Below are 13173 nucleotides of genomic sequence, written 5' to 3' on the forward strand. Positions count from 1 at the left end.
TTAGAAACCGTCCACTAATAAATAATCAGGGGTAGATTCTTGTTGAGTAGGTGTAGGATTCTCTAATTCATAGCGGCGTTTTCTCACATACCCCATTAGCTTCGGTTGAATCTGCGGATCTCGTGCAGCCACGTCTATTTCCAAAGCATCTAGCGTTGTAAGGTCTGGTGCAGTTTGGATTTGAACCATTAAAGAGGGTGGCTCATTAGCAGATGCCTTTTCTTTTTCTAGCTCTTCAAGACGTTTGTGAGTGGCGAGAAGGATAGGCTTCATTTGTTCGTCATCCCATGTGCGGGTATAACGATAAACCGCATTTACTTCTGCAGGTGTTTTTGACTCTTTTACACGCTGTAGAAGAGTATCTAGGGTTTGCTGATACTCATTGTTTTTTTCTTGCTCAGGTGTAGGCTGAGTTAAAAAATCTTCAGGTGAAGACACATAAGGTTGTTCTGTAATAACAATCGCACTATCTAAAGCTGATCCTATATTTTCTGAAATATCTTCGGATTGCACCAATGAGTCTTCAGAAGTAGTTACATTTGTTTGCTCAGTAATAACAATTGTAGGTTGTTTAACTTCATCAACAATTTCAGAAGTCTTTTCTACAACTACTGTCTGTGCACCTTTTGATTTCTTAGCACGCTGTTTCTTTGGTTCGTCACCTAGGCGAATAACACTAAAATCGTCACTAACTTCAAAACCTAACGCTTTAGATAGTGCTTTTAATTGAAGCTTGGCGTTTTCTGCATCACGTTGAACAAAGCCGCTATTAATAGATTCAATTAATGCGGTGGTTCTAAAATTCACGACGTAAATAGAAGGCGAATATGTAGTAATTACAAAAACATCCTGTCCTTCCTCATATTCATCAATAGTTAATGGCTTTGTGAATGTAATGCCAGCCAGCTCAATAGTTTCGATTTTGATGCAGAATTCAAAACCCGGTTTACCAAAAACAGAAGCGGGGAATTGATCTAAGTCAGAAAAGTCCAACATGTCTCCAATAGGACGACATAGAACAGTTTTACCTTTTTGAAGTGCTGCAAATGCTTCTTGAGCAGTTAAAATATTTTTCATGCTGTCATCCCCGTTTTCGCTAAGGTTTCAATTTCTTGTTTAACTGCCTTAAGTTTTGCCGCTTCAATTTGGATAAGGGCATCGATACCTAAGTGCTCACAAACTGTTTTTACATCGAGGCCACGTTCAGCAATAAAGTTTTGAAGTTCATCTCTTTGTTGATCTGAGATACCGTCAAATTCTGGTGGACTAATCCAAGTGCCACGTTGCTTATCAAACGTGCAATTCAATGCTTTAGCTCTCATTAACATTGCTTGGCGCATGTTCTGGTAATACATGTGTTCTTTATCAAGGGACTCTGTTAATTGATTAAGGTCACCTGCATGCTCAGCTTCCTCACAGCTTTGTTTCCAGTTTTCTAGCTCTTCTTGGGCTTTAGCTGCTGCAAGTTGTGCAGGCGTTAAGGTGTTAATGTGATCTTTAGCTTGAGTAATCAGGTCAGCCAAGAAAGTAGGGTGTGCTTTAAGATCAGGTACCCATACTTCACCGGTTTCACCGCCTAAAGCACCTGAGTTTTTCGCATGATGTGTAGGCGAAGGTTTGAAATTAATAACGCGGGCATTTTTACCTTCACCAGTAGTAACAGTTGTTAGATAACCCATGACATCTGCGATACGGTAAAGCTCGTTACGGTTTTTACCACCTAGATCTGGTCGGTAAATAATTTGATCACCGTTTTGATCTTCTGATGCGTGTGCAATGAAAACAACATCTTTACCTAAACTGATCAAAGTATTGATGTATTGCTTGAACGTTTGGTTCGCTAAACCTTGAGCCTTTAACTTTAAAGAACCATCTTTTTGACGGTTATTTGCCGTAAGTAACAGGTGGGTTTTAATGCATTCAAGCATTGCACCCACGGTATCAATGACTACGGTTTTATATGGTGCTAAGTCCTGCGGAGTAAGGTTTGCAACATCACTCCATTGTTGAACCTGTACAACCGCACCTCGACGTAATTCACCAGTACGGTGAGCACCACGGTCAAAGTCAAAAGAAATTGTTTTTTCTGCAGTAAAACCCATCGATGATTTACCTAAACCCGGATCAGCGTATAGGTACACAATAATTGCTTGAACCAATAAAGTTTGGTCAGCAGTAATAATCGGTAGAGCCATTTTTCTTATCCTTATCTTGAGCCAGTGAAGCCGCGCTTAGTTTTATAAGCTTTGCGGTCATAGGTAGGGATGTTTGTTTCACGCAGTTTTATAGCGAGCTGCTTTCTGCGCTGAAAATCGATTTCTTGGGTGAGTTCATTCCAAACTTTTGGATAAGAAGTTTGGAACCTGAACACATTTAAAGGCGTCTTAACTCCGTCTTTAACTTTGTAAAGAACTGAGCCATTAGCATTAGATGCGTACACTTGCCAGCCAATGCGAACAGAGTAGAGGCCCTTATCATCACGGCCTAAAAATGACATGTAGCCATCAGGGTGCTTTTTGAAATTAGTCATCTTTAAGCCTCCACCAACTTGTTACGTTCGATGAAGCCTTTTAGAAGGTCATTGATGTTGCGGATGTCTTCAAATTCGGTGAAATCGTTATATGACTTACCGTTAATGTCAGTAATTTCATTTACCGTGAGTTGAGTAATATCAACAGCGGTAAATTCAGAACCCGGAACGCCGTAACTGTCTGGATGAGCTTCAAAATCAAAGCTAACGTTTAAACGGAAGCTATCTAATTTGATTACGGCAACGCCAGAATGTTTACCTGTGATTTTTGCGGTTAAAACACCGTAAGTACTTGGTTGAGTCTTAGGGGTAAATAGAGAAGGGGCTTCTTTTGTTTGGAAAGCTGGTTGCAATTGGCAAGCAACTAAAGAACCACCAGAGATTGCAAGAGCAGCCATGCTGACAAATGCAAATGAGTTGAAAGGAGGAGCTTTTACGTTCATAATTGATCTCGCATATAGCAAAGCACATCGGACCTGGGGAGGGGCGGTGTGCTTTTTTGTTATCTGGTGAAAATTATTAAACCTTAGATTTAATTTTGATGCAATAGATATTTAAACCTAAGATTGAATTTATTTTAAATTTTAGATTTAATAGACAAAAGAAAACCCACCGTGGTGGTGGGTTGGTCGCTGATTTAACCTGACAAAGGTATTTTTATGAAATTAGATCAGATACTAAATATGCAAATGTTTATTAGCATGGTAACAATACTTGTGAATATTGCCATTTGGTTCACATTTTAAAGAGAGTTCTTATGTGTGAAATAAAGTTGACGAGAGCTGGTCTGTTAATTAGCTTAATACCTCTAATCACCTCAATTGCTTTACTTGTTAAGAGGGTGCTACTGGTGGATATGTCATGAAAATCAAAAACAAACGTATAGTAAATTTTGTGCTTAGTTTTATCTCAATGTGCTCTGTTATCGTTACTCTCATTTTAGTATTGCAACAACACCAGTGACTGCAGCAATTAAGGCCAGCAGCACCCCAACATAAGCAGTCCAATGCGGTTTGCTGGATTTTTTAATCTGTCTTGATGTCAATTCATAGCTTATAGCTTGTAGAAGTGGTGCTGGGATAATTCCGCTTCGGCCTTCACCGCTTAAAAGCATCATTAACTCGTCATCTGAAAGTTGCTTGATTTCTTCTAGCGTTAATTTAACTTTGGGAGGCCTATATTTTTTAGCGGAATCAGGAATAACTACTTTAGGTATCTTATACATATATTCTCTACCGATATGGTTTAAAGCACTGTGTCGGGTCACGGTTTCAATTAAACAAAAAGCTGAATCCGCTTAAATTCTTTATTAGCCTCAATATGACTTCTATAAAATTTATCTTTATCTTCTGAATCAACAAACTCTTTGAATGTGGTTGCTTCAAGAAGTCTGTAAATAAACCTTTCACCTGTTCTAAGCACTACCGTCAACAAGAAGTGTTGATAAAGAACATGGCTGATATTACGGGAGTTAACTTCAATTTTTTGCATATTGTGGATTCCACTTCATTTCCTAATATTCCTCCAACCCTAAACTAATCTTTTTTATTAAATTTCCTGCTGCCCTGAAAACTCAATTCTTGAAATGAAATCAATAGGCAAGGCCAGCTTTTCACCAACAATAGTTTCGAAGTGAATCCATATACCTGCAGCTTCATTTTCAAAATTCACACTGATTATCTTTACTAAGTTGTAAGGCTCCGCAGCCCCCATCATGATGATATTGAAGCGGTGATCTTCACGAACATAAGAAATAAGCATCTGATGAATTGCCATTTGTTCAGTGCTTGTTAGATGCCTGTATTCGTAAAGTTCTGGTGGCATATATTTTTTATTCATTACGAATCTTACCTCATCAACTTCTTCTTATTTACCTTTTCAAGTGCTGTACTTTTCTAGAAAATCATCAACCCAGCCTTGCGCTTGCTCCAAATTACTTATATCTGATAGTTTTAAATTAGTACCTTCAGCTTCATTAAATCCTTCGATTATAGCCTCAAAGATATTTGCTTCATTAATGACCTCACATGCCATTTCAGTAGCGTCATAACTTTGCTTGGCTTTTTTAAGTGAGGCTATTTGTTTTTCAATACCTTCGCCAATTTTACCTAATGCTAATTTGAACTCTTGGCGATTAATCGTTAGCGCAGTTTTGGATTTATTAAGTGTTGCGATCATAATACCCTCTTTTCTTTAAAAATTAATTACTTAGCTCGCCTAAATTTCACCATCATAAGAATGAGAAACATATTTACCAATGATGCCAATATGCTCCAAGTCTTGCGGCTCAACGATCTCTCTTTCATAGCTAGGATTATCACTATCAATAATCAAGGCTCCGTCATATCTACGAGATAATCTTTTGATTTTTAGTTCATCACCATACCTGATTGCATACACCTTTCTGTTCTGAACTTGCTCTAGTCTATTAACAGACTTGTCGATAATTACAACGCTGCCGCTTGGTATCCTTGGTTCCATACTGTCACCATCAACATCCACTTCTACAAGATTTTTAGGTGAAACTTTTTTCTTATGAAACCACTCCATGCGTTGTGCGCATCCCGTCATCCTGGTTGTTGGCTCAAATTCAACCAGTCGGCCATTACCTGCGGAAAACTTGACGTCTACATGCGGAATAATCATAAAAGAATTAGGATCGAGGTCATCCGGTGCTTCCCATGCCATAACTGGCCTATATGCATCAGCATTCTCAGGATTGTCAGCCAACTCGATCATTGATCCAGAACCATCTAGCAACCATCCGGCACTTACTCCAGTTAAAGCCGCTAGCTCTTTCAGGGTTTCCTTACCAATTTTCCCCTTTTTCCAGTTAGATGCAGCTTGAGCTGATAGTCCCAATTTGAGAGATGCTGCTGACCATTTTAGATTTGCATAATCAAGTGCTGCTTGGATGCGTTCAGCTATAGATTCCATAATCATTAATAAAATAAACCTTTGGTTTAAAATTCTATTGGAAATTTAAAAAAATAGAAGCAATCATGGATTGTATTAAAATTAAACCTATGATTTAATTTTGGTGAAATCAATTAAAAGGGAGATTTAACTTTGAATCCCATTAAATATGCTTTTGATGCTGTTGGTGGTCGATCTAAAGCAGCAGCGTTACTAAACCGTACATACATGGCCATGAGCAAGATGGAAAAACGAGGGGTATTACCAAGAACTGAATATACGGGCGAAACCAAATATGCCCAGATACTTGCAATTAATAGCGGTGGAAAGTTTACGGCTGAATGGCTACTTGAGAATGCTAAGCCAGAGTCGTCTATAGCATAACTGACCTCATGAACAAATATCAGTTTAGGAACAACCATGACCAAACAAAAGCCAAGTGCAAAAAAGACGGTGTGCATGCCGACACATTTATCTGAGCCTGTAGCTGAGCATGTGGCAAGGGAAGCATATGAACGAGGCTGGTCTAACAGCCAGTATTTAAGATGGTTAGCCATTCTGGATATGAAGCGTTGTGAAGATGACAAGAATCTTATGTCACAGGTATCTGGAATACCCAGAGAACGTTTTGATTTATATGAACAAAGAAAACAATCCGTTCGGAGAGAACGCAATAAAAAAGCCTGATGGTCAAGATCAGGCTTCTTAATTCACAAATTTAGGAACCCATGAATATGCAAACTAATTTATCAAATCAAACGTCCAAACACAACTTACAAGAGTTTTTAGTGGGTGATGTAGTGGTACTTACTGAAGAGTGCCGTAGTTTTAAATCAAATGATTTGTTTGAAGTTAAAAACAAAACTTTGACCAGGTTGTGGACTATCAAATCAGAGAATCATTTGATTCTGGTTTCTTCAAAAGAAATCCGCACAGCAACAGTAGCAGAGCTCAACGCTAAACGCCGGCTAACAAGCGCTGAGCAAGCATTAGCGGAGGTGTCATGAACAGCTTTACACACCAAATCAAAGATTCTCGCCAGCAAAGTGAAATCCAATCTTTCTATGAGCCTGCATTGCGAGTACTTGGACACCTATTTGAGGTGAAAAAGCAAAATTTACGTAACAAAGGTTATGACGAAAATAATGCAGCGGTAACAAAGATTGAATTTTCAGAGGCTATGGCTCGTCAATTTCGCATAACGCAGTGGTTAGCACAGCAGATTGTAACCAGCTTAACCAAGGCATGTTTGGTTGATTCTTTTGGAGGCTATGTTAAGCCAAAGGGTGGTGAAAAGTGAGATATGCAGCAAGAAGAAAACAGGATATTTCCGTTTCCACCACACCGCTAGAGGTGGTAATTCCACTGGAACAACCAGTAAAGATCTATTCGGCTAAAGAATTAGCAGCTATGCCACTTTCAGTTATGAATGCCGCAATTGAGGCTCAGGAAAGATTTTATCAACTTGAAGAATTAACCCATATGGGGGGGCAGGCTATAGCAGTTCGCCGTCTCATGGAGGATGGGCACAAACTAATTCAGGTGAAAGAAAAGTCTCGTATTCGCTACAAAATCAACAACGAATTTATTCCTCCAAGAATTATTCGTCAGTTGGAAGTGCGCGGTCTTGTAAAATTAGGAGCAGTCACTGATGTATAAATATCTCCACCATATCAGCGACTTTATGGTTGCTACAGCGCACCTTAGCCCAGTTGAAGAGTGCTTTTATCGCCGTGCTCTCGATTTTTATTATTTGAATGAAAAACCATTACCCAAAGAAACCCAGTCGGTTTTTCGTCGGTTACGTGCAAATACCCAAGAAGAAAGGGATGCAGTATTAATTGTGCTGCAAGAGTTTTTTGTGGAAGAGGAAGACGGGTTTCACAACAAACGTTGTGATTCAGAAATCGCCGCTTATCAAAAAGTAGGGGATAAAAATCGTGAAAATGGTAAGAAAGGTGGGCGTCCACGTAAGGAAAAACCAAAAGAAAACCAAAGTGAAGGCGACTCGGTTAATTCTGAAAACCCACAAAAACCCAGTGGGTTAATTTTGGGTTCTGAAAGTGAAAGCCAAAAAAACCTTAACCATAAACCGTTAACCGATAACCAATATATAGATAGTAGTAGTAATACGCGTGGAGAAAATTCGCAATTAACTCCAATTCAATTTGCTCAGTATCAGATCGATGATCACAAACGCTATTCAATGCGTGAATTCATTTCTGAATACAGCGAGTTTCAATACGATTTCATTTCACTTGCTCAACAAAGATTTGTTTCGGTACCTGAAATCGACTTGAGAACCATGATTCAAAACTTCGGTGACTGGTACTTTGCAAACGAATCAAGCTCGTTGAATACACCAAGCATCTGGTTGGTTAAGTGGTTCTCTTGGGTTCAAAACAACGAGAAACAAGTTGCTGCAAACCGCAAGAAACAAGAGCAAATCACTTCAACCGGTCAAAAACCACAAGAGTCGGGTTACTTCGCTAATCTTTTTGAAGAACAGAGCGAATCTCAAATCGTGGATGTAACCCCAGCAAAAAAGTTTCCAATGATTGAGGAGGTAGGTCATGCATGAGATTACCTTGAGCGAAGTGCGTCAATTAATCGCTTCTCTTCGCACTGTTTACGCTGCTCAGTTCAATAAGCAATTTCCAGCAACAGGCGAAAGTGCAATTCCTCTGTCAGTGGTTGAGCAAATCGCACTTAAAACACTGGTTGGCGTTCAACAAAACCAATTTAACAACGCACTTGGTCGTTTACTTACAGCAGGTGGACGCTTTATGCCGTCATTTGCCGAGTTTCGCACCTGGTGTATCGGTGAAAGTTGGATGTCTCCAGAAGAAGCTTGGTCTCGCGCATGTAAGTTTACAACTGACCGTTCCGTGGTTATTACCCAAATCACTAAGTACGCCTTAGACGAGGTTATGTATTTGATCGAAGCTGGCCAAATGCGAGCAGCTCAAGATAATTTCTTCGGGACATACAACGTGATGGTGGCTAAAGCTCAGTTAAAAGGCCGTCAGCAAGAGTTTTACACTCCACCGCTACAACTAGAGCATAAAGAACCTGAACACACCCCAGTAAGCAATGACGAAGCGCAAAAGCATCTCCAATCATTGATGGAACGTTTAAAAATCAATGGTCGTAAACCTGCACCAGTACAAAAGCTTAAGGCTAAGGAAAAAGAGCCAGAACTCAAACAAGAGCTAGGTCCAGATCCTTTTGACAATCCGCACGAATACGCTGAGATGTGCCGCCGTGAAGGTATGCCTATTCCAAGAAATATTCTTCAGCTAATTGATGGGGCGAATATATGAACAAATTCGAGATTTTGGCGTGGGGTTTACTCATTTCATTATTCACAGCCGCTATTTGCGGTGCGGTGGTTTTGTGGTGGTTGGCGCGTAAAGAACATGATGAGGTGAAATGATGATTAAGGCTGAAGTTGTTGTTGATGGCGACTGGTTGAAAATTGGTAATCGCAGTATCCGTATGAACCAATATCTTGATTGGGTTGTTCTATTAGACGGGGTAGCAGAAAAACAATTTCGCTTACTTGAAGACGCTATCAAACATTGTTTGGAACAAAAATATGATTGGTCTGTAATTCCTGCACATGTCAACTTTATGGCAACAGATGAGGATAGGATGGCATGTGGTTGGTTGGTTGAGCCTCATATTGTTGGTAATGCATGGCGAAACCAATCTCATCTTTCAGCGTTTTTTAACTTAACGAAACGCCAAAACCCCTTCAGAGGTGATTGGAAAGACTCACTTGAGAAACGTCCTGAATATGTAGAGCCAGTGCTTAAGGATGGTGAAAAATGAGTCATTTTCATGATGTGCAAACTATTCAGGTTGATAAAGACAAGCAGGTTATTCAATTCACACGCAAGCGTGAAATTAGTGAATGTGATCATGGCCATATCCAAATTTCTGAAGAAGACAGTGAAGTTTTATGCACTGACTGCAACACGAAATTAAACCCTGTTTTATGGATAGCAAAATATTTAAAAGATCTTAATCAAGTTACTCAGCGCAATAACAGAATGCTGGCAGAGGTCCGTGAAATACAGGCAAAGCTTGAAAAGAAAAATAAGTTTATGTGCAAACACTGCCATGAAGTAAACACTATTGATTTTAAGAAGCTTCCTTCACAAGCAGCTGTAGTGCGCGGTATGGCCGTAATTGATCAAGAGTTTGACGGTATGAAAGTGGAGCATAGCCGATGAAGTTAACTAAACAGCAACGTGCTGAGCTAAAACAAAAGTTTGGTGGACATTGCGCTTACTGTGGTGAGTTGCTTGGTGAAAAGTGGCATGCAGATCATATCGAAGCTGTTAAACGAGATTTAATTCATGTTGGCGGTGGAAAGTTAATTACGGGTGAAATGACTAGACCGCAAAACGACACTTTAGAAAACATGAACCCTGCATGTGTTCCTTGCAATACAAACAAATTGTCTATGCCGCTGGAAGGGTGGCGAAAAATGCTTACACATTACCGTGATGTGCAGTTACTACGCGATAGCACACATGCTCGTCATTTACTACGTTTTGGGCTGATTGAAATCAAATCTGAGCCTGTGAAGTTTTTCTTTGAGAGTTATAAAGAGGACCAGTCATGAATAAACCATTAGAAACTTTTGATATAGACGCAGCAAAGGCTCGCTACGAAAAATTACGAGGCCGATATAACCGGAGTGGGCTATCTAATACTGATTACAACGAGCTACTTCAATTAGAAAAGGCACTTGACCAAGCGAAGAAGTTTAATGCGGAGGGCGCAAAAAATGGACAGTAGATGGATTGAAGCGCAACGCCGTGAAATGGAAAAGCTTATTTCACCAGAGCCAATCAAGTCGAGGAATTTAGCACGTCAAAGTTACTTCGATCATATGGAAAAAGAAATGGCTGACCACGTATCACGCTCAATTGAACCACTCAGCGGTAAAAAGCAAAGCACTCTGGTTGAACTAAGGGAGTCAATTGAAAAACTGGCTCAGAAGTATAAACAAGATGCTCATTCTTCCAGCCTTTTTGGTGATCAGGATAAAGCGCGAGTTTATAACTGCTTTGCTAATCAATTGGACCATTTGCTGAAAGGTAGTGCTTGATGTCATCAGTCAGCATTGCTGAATACCGTAAGTTATTTCCTATTAAGAAAAATAAAAAGCGGCGTTCAGCAAAGCAAGTTGCCAGACAACCAAGTGTGGGTGAAATGGTTCTGGCAACGCATTTAAGAGCATGCAAGATAGGTTTTGAACAGGAATATAAGTTCCATCCAAAACGCAAATGGAGAGCTGATTTTCTGATTACTGGTACAAAAATTTTGATTGAGGTTGAAGGCGGGATCTGGAGTGGAGGCCGCCATACAAGGGGCAAAGGCTATATAGGGGATATGGAGAAATACAACTCCGCAGCAATGATGGGTTTTACAGTTTTACGGTTCAGCACAGAGCAAGTTAAGTCCGGTATGGCATTAAAGCAAATTGAATTATTAATTAAGGGTAAATAGGAAGGCGATTATGTTGGTTGAAAAGTTTGATTTTATTGAGTTACTTCGCCTTGCTATTGCTCAAGGCAAAGCTGAAGGAAAGAAAATTTCGAAAGATGTAGTTTTAGGTGAATTAGCGCTGTTATCGCCAGCTGCAAAGCTTTGGGCCACTGTCTTGATTGAAAAGGTTGATTTTGAGCGAATCGCAATAATTACCCCAGCACAAAAACAGACTGAAACTTTTTACAGTAAGTATGACTTTAATTTTCAAACCGAACGCCGTATTGAAGATATTCCGGGTAAGGTTGAGTTTGTTCGTGGTGAGATTAAATCAGGTAATTTTTTCCGAGCGCGAAATAAATTAGCGGTAGAGATTCATAAAGAAATGGTAAAGAAAAAATTTACCCCTACTAATGCCCAAGGTGATCTTACTAATCTGGCAAAAGGAATTGCTGAGATTATTTTGCGTGGCCATGTTTTTGTTAAAGCTATGTGTGGAGCATGCCAAGGAATAGGAAAACTTGAAACTTTTAATTCAAAGGGTTTTCCTGATGGGGCAAGGTTTTGTGAAAAATGTAATGGTACTGGTAAGCGACCATATACGTTGAAAGAGAAAATGAATATTGCTGGCATTGATGCAACCAAAACAGCTTATATAAAGAGTTATCAGAAATTTGAGCTGTTTGGAGAATCAATCGTTGCTGAATGGGAAAATGAAATTAGAACGCGTATTTCTCGATCATTCCGTTTTGAACTTCCTGATAGTCAAGAAACTTACGCTTGACAGTTGGGTATACACTTGAGTATAAAGATTTCTAAAATGGGCGAAATGTAAAGTAATCGCCAGAATGAATTTAAGAGCTCGCCAATCGGTGGGCTTTTTTATTTTGTGCTATAGTCCAGTCTAATTAAAATCTGGTACTTAAAATGAATATCTGTGTTGGTGGTGAACTTGACGGGCAAAAGATTGAAAAAGAAGGGCGATTGTTAAAAGCTTCAGATATCGACCCATCTTTTAAAACTGAGTACTACAAGCAAGTTTTTAACCGCGACAATACGGTGTTCCATTTCTGGTTGCCAATTGGATCTGACTTACATGATATGTCTGAGAAAGTTCTAAATATCCTTAGAGCACCTAAAAACTAGTTTTATCGTTTGCCGGACGTATTACGGCACAAACGGCCCCGCTAAATATCGATTATTGGCGGGGCTTTTAATTAAATTTTAATTGAATTTGCTAAGGATAAAGATGTATAAAAATATTATAAAATCCAATAATTATATTATTAATTCAATAATTTATTTAAAATTAAATTAATCGAATTTAAACAATATTTACTTAGATGATGCATTAGGTAACTCAAATAAACATGATTTTAGGAGAATAATTAAAAAAACGGAGTACAAATGCTATGAATGAGAATGTAGAGCTAATAAATTACATTGATGTAGCTGAGACAGTTTACGAACGGGTATATGAAAATAATAAAATTTCAAATAATTTGATTGTTAATCTAAATCGCATTATGGCTGAGATAAAGAATCAAGCTGCAGAAAAAAGACTCAAATTGAAGTACAGCTCAATAGACTTTGAACATTGTTTAAGTTTGCCTTTAGCTGATCGCAAAATAAAAGTAGATTTAAGCCTTATACCTCATTTTGAAGATCGTGAAGAAAGTATTTTGTGGTTAACTAACTTTATTGGAAAAATTTGTGAGCCCAGAAAGATGCAAAGACAGAAAAAATCTTCATTAAGTACCTGTGAATTTTAGATGAACCGCCCTTAAAGCGGTTTTTTATTGCTAGTAGAATATTTAAGGTATCTTTTCTAATAGGCACATACTATTGAAGTGTTTTTAATTTATTTTTTAGATTGAAAAGATTGCTATTTAAGTAATTTAAATATAAAAATCTTTATTGATTGAGAGTAGTTGTTATACAGGATATTTATAAGGATTTTAAAATGACAATTATCACATTGCTCGATGTTAAGACGAAGAAGAAGGTGATAGTTCGGTCCGTAATAGACCCAATAGCAAGAATAGACAAAAAAGGGAATATACAAATTATTCAAATTCATAAATGGCTATATGATGAATCTGGAGATTTCGTTGATGAAGACTTATATGAGGCACTCAACAATGGAGAAGTTGGAATATACATAACTTTGCAGTATATGATCATTAATATTGAAAATTAATTATTTTTTATTTTTAGTCAGTTTG

At 38.6% G+C, this 13173-nt stretch carries 27 protein-coding genes; 18 read left to right on the plus strand and 9 right to left on the minus strand.

What is annotated here, in order from left to right:
* From EGT34_RS16840 to EGT34_RS16880, 9 genes are all read right to left on the minus strand, one after another.
* Positions 1–1077, minus strand: a complete 1077-nt coding sequence (locus tag EGT34_RS16840; protein WP_020752379.1) for a hypothetical protein — start codon at positions 1075–1077, stop codon at positions 1–3.
* Positions 1074–2195 (minus strand): ATP-binding protein, encoded by a 1122-nt coding sequence (locus EGT34_RS16845; RefSeq protein ID WP_060454547.1) that lies wholly within the window; start codon positions 2193–2195, stop codon positions 1074–1076. The genes EGT34_RS16840 and EGT34_RS16845 overlap by 4 nt, the downstream gene beginning before the upstream one ends.
* Positions 2196–2206: 11 nt before the next feature.
* A complete protein-coding gene (locus EGT34_RS16850) occupies positions 2207–2530 on the minus strand; it encodes a hypothetical protein (RefSeq protein ID WP_000181048.1) in 324 nt (107 codons plus the stop codon).
* A gap of 2 nt (positions 2531–2532) precedes the next feature.
* On the minus strand, positions 2533–2973 hold the full coding sequence (locus tag EGT34_RS16855; protein ID WP_001101023.1) for a hypothetical protein: 441 nt from the start codon (positions 2971–2973) through the stop codon (positions 2533–2535).
* Between the two features lie 491 nt (positions 2974–3464).
* On the minus strand, positions 3465–3755 hold the full coding sequence (locus EGT34_RS16860) for a hypothetical protein (RefSeq protein ID WP_000276791.1): 291 nt from the start codon (positions 3753–3755) through the stop codon (positions 3465–3467).
* Positions 3756–3805: 50 nt separating this feature from the next.
* Positions 3806–4021, minus strand: a complete 216-nt coding sequence (locus tag EGT34_RS16865) for a KTSC domain-containing protein (protein WP_001169164.1) — start codon at positions 4019–4021, stop codon at positions 3806–3808.
* A 57-nt stretch (positions 4022–4078) separates the two neighbouring features.
* Positions 4079–4369 (minus strand): hypothetical protein, encoded by a 291-nt coding sequence (locus EGT34_RS16870; protein ID WP_001037047.1) that lies wholly within the window; start codon positions 4367–4369, stop codon positions 4079–4081.
* A gap of 39 nt (positions 4370–4408) precedes the next feature.
* The gene (locus tag EGT34_RS16875; RefSeq protein ID WP_000562174.1) at positions 4409–4708 is read right to left on the minus strand and encodes a hypothetical protein; all 300 of its coding nucleotides are present in this window, start codon (positions 4706–4708) and stop codon (positions 4409–4411) included.
* Between the two features lie 39 nt (positions 4709–4747).
* Positions 4748–5473 carry an XRE family transcriptional regulator gene (locus EGT34_RS16880; protein WP_000605245.1) on the minus strand — a complete coding sequence of 242 codons (726 nt, stop codon included), beginning with the start codon at positions 5471–5473 and terminating at the stop codon, positions 4748–4750.
* A 126-nt stretch (positions 5474–5599) separates the two neighbouring features.
* Here EGT34_RS16880 and EGT34_RS16885 point away from each other — a divergent pair, with 126 nt between their 5' ends.
* The 18 genes from EGT34_RS16885 (at position 5600) to EGT34_RS16970 (ending at position 13148) form a co-directional block, all read left to right on the plus strand.
* A complete protein-coding gene (locus tag EGT34_RS16885; RefSeq protein ID WP_001068174.1) occupies positions 5600–5830 on the plus strand; it encodes a hypothetical protein in 231 nt (76 codons plus the stop codon).
* Between the two features lie 36 nt (positions 5831–5866).
* Complete coding sequence (locus tag EGT34_RS16890; RefSeq protein WP_000166124.1) at positions 5867–6133, plus strand: hypothetical protein; 267 nt, start codon at positions 5867–5869, stop codon at positions 6131–6133.
* Positions 6134–6180: 47 nt separating this feature from the next.
* Positions 6181–6453 (plus strand): hypothetical protein, encoded by a 273-nt coding sequence (locus tag EGT34_RS16895; protein WP_001194330.1) that lies wholly within the window; start codon positions 6181–6183, stop codon positions 6451–6453.
* Positions 6450–6746, plus strand: a complete 297-nt coding sequence (locus EGT34_RS16900) for a hypothetical protein (RefSeq protein WP_001084131.1) — start codon at positions 6450–6452, stop codon at positions 6744–6746. Before EGT34_RS16895 ends, EGT34_RS16900 begins: the two co-directional genes overlap by 4 nt.
* Positions 6743–7105: a hypothetical protein gene (locus tag EGT34_RS16905; RefSeq protein WP_001267987.1), complete on the plus strand. Its 363-nt coding sequence runs from the start codon at positions 6743–6745 to the stop codon at positions 7103–7105. Before EGT34_RS16900 ends, EGT34_RS16905 begins: the two co-directional genes overlap by 4 nt.
* The gene (locus EGT34_RS16910) at positions 7098–8027 is read left to right on the plus strand and encodes a YdaU family protein (RefSeq protein ID WP_060454546.1); all 930 of its coding nucleotides are present in this window, start codon (positions 7098–7100) and stop codon (positions 8025–8027) included. The genes EGT34_RS16905 and EGT34_RS16910 overlap by 8 nt, the downstream gene beginning before the upstream one ends.
* Positions 8020–8769, plus strand: a complete 750-nt coding sequence (locus EGT34_RS16915; RefSeq protein ID WP_060454545.1) for a hypothetical protein — start codon at positions 8020–8022, stop codon at positions 8767–8769. The genes EGT34_RS16910 and EGT34_RS16915 overlap by 8 nt, the downstream gene beginning before the upstream one ends.
* Complete coding sequence (locus EGT34_RS16920) at positions 8766–8882, plus strand: putative phage replication protein (RefSeq protein WP_001031753.1); 117 nt, start codon at positions 8766–8768, stop codon at positions 8880–8882. The genes EGT34_RS16915 and EGT34_RS16920 overlap by 4 nt, the downstream gene beginning before the upstream one ends.
* Complete coding sequence (locus EGT34_RS16925) at positions 8879–9280, plus strand: hypothetical protein (protein WP_225488964.1); 402 nt, start codon at positions 8879–8881, stop codon at positions 9278–9280. The genes EGT34_RS16920 and EGT34_RS16925 overlap by 4 nt, the downstream gene beginning before the upstream one ends.
* On the plus strand, positions 9277–9684 hold the full coding sequence (locus EGT34_RS16930) for a hypothetical protein (RefSeq protein WP_000017820.1): 408 nt from the start codon (positions 9277–9279) through the stop codon (positions 9682–9684). The genes EGT34_RS16925 and EGT34_RS16930 overlap by 4 nt, the downstream gene beginning before the upstream one ends.
* Positions 9681–10079 (plus strand): HNH endonuclease, encoded by a 399-nt coding sequence (locus EGT34_RS16935; protein WP_060454544.1) that lies wholly within the window; start codon positions 9681–9683, stop codon positions 10077–10079. The genes EGT34_RS16930 and EGT34_RS16935 overlap by 4 nt, the downstream gene beginning before the upstream one ends.
* Positions 10076–10255, plus strand: coding sequence for a hypothetical protein (locus tag EGT34_RS16940; protein WP_001039748.1), 180 nt, complete (start codon positions 10076–10078; stop codon positions 10253–10255). The genes EGT34_RS16935 and EGT34_RS16940 overlap by 4 nt, the downstream gene beginning before the upstream one ends.
* Positions 10245–10568: a hypothetical protein gene (locus EGT34_RS16945; RefSeq protein ID WP_060454543.1), complete on the plus strand. Its 324-nt coding sequence runs from the start codon at positions 10245–10247 to the stop codon at positions 10566–10568. The genes EGT34_RS16940 and EGT34_RS16945 overlap by 11 nt, the downstream gene beginning before the upstream one ends.
* Positions 10568–10969 carry a DUF559 domain-containing protein gene (locus EGT34_RS16950; protein ID WP_002120863.1) on the plus strand — a complete coding sequence of 134 codons (402 nt, stop codon included), beginning with the start codon at positions 10568–10570 and terminating at the stop codon, positions 10967–10969. The genes EGT34_RS16945 and EGT34_RS16950 overlap by 1 nt, the downstream gene beginning before the upstream one ends.
* Positions 10970–10979: 10 nt before the next feature.
* The gene (locus tag EGT34_RS16955) at positions 10980–11732 is read left to right on the plus strand and encodes a hypothetical protein (RefSeq protein ID WP_060454542.1); all 753 of its coding nucleotides are present in this window, start codon (positions 10980–10982) and stop codon (positions 11730–11732) included.
* Between the two features lie 143 nt (positions 11733–11875).
* Complete coding sequence (locus tag EGT34_RS16960) at positions 11876–12094, plus strand: hypothetical protein (protein ID WP_001017703.1); 219 nt, start codon at positions 11876–11878, stop codon at positions 12092–12094.
* A 266-nt stretch (positions 12095–12360) separates the two neighbouring features.
* Positions 12361–12720, plus strand: coding sequence for a hypothetical protein (locus EGT34_RS16965; protein WP_060454541.1), 360 nt, complete (start codon positions 12361–12363; stop codon positions 12718–12720).
* Between the two features lie 191 nt (positions 12721–12911).
* On the plus strand, positions 12912–13148 hold the full coding sequence (locus tag EGT34_RS16970; protein ID WP_000152665.1) for a hypothetical protein: 237 nt from the start codon (positions 12912–12914) through the stop codon (positions 13146–13148).
* Positions 13149–13173 lie beyond the last annotated feature (25 nt).

The sequence above is a fragment of the Acinetobacter sp. FDAARGOS_558 genome, assembly GCF_003937785.1.
In the GTDB taxonomy this organism is placed as follows: domain Bacteria; phylum Pseudomonadota; class Gammaproteobacteria; order Pseudomonadales; family Moraxellaceae; genus Acinetobacter; species Acinetobacter baumannii.

Coding starts and splice junctions, on each gene's coding strand:
- EGT34_RS16910 (WP_060454546.1), top strand. CDS start 7,098: ATGTATAAATATCTCCACCATATCAGCGACTTTATGGTTGCTACAGCG.
- EGT34_RS16950 (WP_002120863.1), top strand. CDS start 10,568: ATGTCATCAGTCAGCATTGCTGAATACCGTAAGTTATTTCCTATTAAG.
- EGT34_RS16860 (WP_000276791.1), bottom strand. CDS start 3,755: ATGTATAAGATACCTAAAGTAGTTATTCCTGATTCCGCTAAAAAATAT.
- EGT34_RS16890 (WP_000166124.1), top strand. CDS start 5,867: ATGACCAAACAAAAGCCAAGTGCAAAAAAGACGGTGTGCATGCCGACA.
- EGT34_RS16955 (WP_060454542.1), top strand. CDS start 10,980: ATGTTGGTTGAAAAGTTTGATTTTATTGAGTTACTTCGCCTTGCTATT.
- EGT34_RS16970 (WP_000152665.1), top strand. CDS start 12,912: ATGACAATTATCACATTGCTCGATGTTAAGACGAAGAAGAAGGTGATA.
- EGT34_RS16840 (WP_020752379.1), bottom strand. CDS start 1,077: ATGAAAAATATTTTAACTGCTCAAGAAGCATTTGCAGCACTTCAAAAA.
- EGT34_RS16915 (WP_060454545.1), top strand. CDS start 8,020: ATGCATGAGATTACCTTGAGCGAAGTGCGTCAATTAATCGCTTCTCTT.
- EGT34_RS16925 (WP_225488964.1), top strand. CDS start 8,879: ATGATGATTAAGGCTGAAGTTGTTGTTGATGGCGACTGGTTGAAAATT.
- EGT34_RS16935 (WP_060454544.1), top strand. CDS start 9,681: ATGAAGTTAACTAAACAGCAACGTGCTGAGCTAAAACAAAAGTTTGGT.
- EGT34_RS16900 (WP_001084131.1), top strand. CDS start 6,450: ATGAACAGCTTTACACACCAAATCAAAGATTCTCGCCAGCAAAGTGAA.
- EGT34_RS16865 (WP_001169164.1), bottom strand. CDS start 4,021: ATGCAAAAAATTGAAGTTAACTCCCGTAATATCAGCCATGTTCTTTAT.
- EGT34_RS16875 (WP_000562174.1), bottom strand. CDS start 4,708: ATGATCGCAACACTTAATAAATCCAAAACTGCGCTAACGATTAATCGC.
- EGT34_RS16850 (WP_000181048.1), bottom strand. CDS start 2,530: ATGACTAATTTCAAAAAGCACCCTGATGGCTACATGTCATTTTTAGGC.
- EGT34_RS16930 (WP_000017820.1), top strand. CDS start 9,277: ATGAGTCATTTTCATGATGTGCAAACTATTCAGGTTGATAAAGACAAG.
- EGT34_RS16855 (WP_001101023.1), bottom strand. CDS start 2,973: ATGAACGTAAAAGCTCCTCCTTTCAACTCATTTGCATTTGTCAGCATG.
- EGT34_RS16870 (WP_001037047.1), bottom strand. CDS start 4,369: ATGAATAAAAAATATATGCCACCAGAACTTTACGAATACAGGCATCTA.
- EGT34_RS16945 (WP_060454543.1), top strand. CDS start 10,245: ATGGACAGTAGATGGATTGAAGCGCAACGCCGTGAAATGGAAAAGCTT.
- EGT34_RS16895 (WP_001194330.1), top strand. CDS start 6,181: ATGCAAACTAATTTATCAAATCAAACGTCCAAACACAACTTACAAGAG.
- EGT34_RS16965 (WP_060454541.1), top strand. CDS start 12,361: ATGAATGAGAATGTAGAGCTAATAAATTACATTGATGTAGCTGAGACA.
- EGT34_RS16940 (WP_001039748.1), top strand. CDS start 10,076: ATGAATAAACCATTAGAAACTTTTGATATAGACGCAGCAAAGGCTCGC.
- EGT34_RS16845 (WP_060454547.1), bottom strand. CDS start 2,195: ATGGCTCTACCGATTATTACTGCTGACCAAACTTTATTGGTTCAAGCA.
- EGT34_RS16880 (WP_000605245.1), bottom strand. CDS start 5,473: ATGATTATGGAATCTATAGCTGAACGCATCCAAGCAGCACTTGATTAT.
- EGT34_RS16960 (WP_001017703.1), top strand. CDS start 11,876: ATGAATATCTGTGTTGGTGGTGAACTTGACGGGCAAAAGATTGAAAAA.
- EGT34_RS16920 (WP_001031753.1), top strand. CDS start 8,766: ATGAACAAATTCGAGATTTTGGCGTGGGGTTTACTCATTTCATTATTC.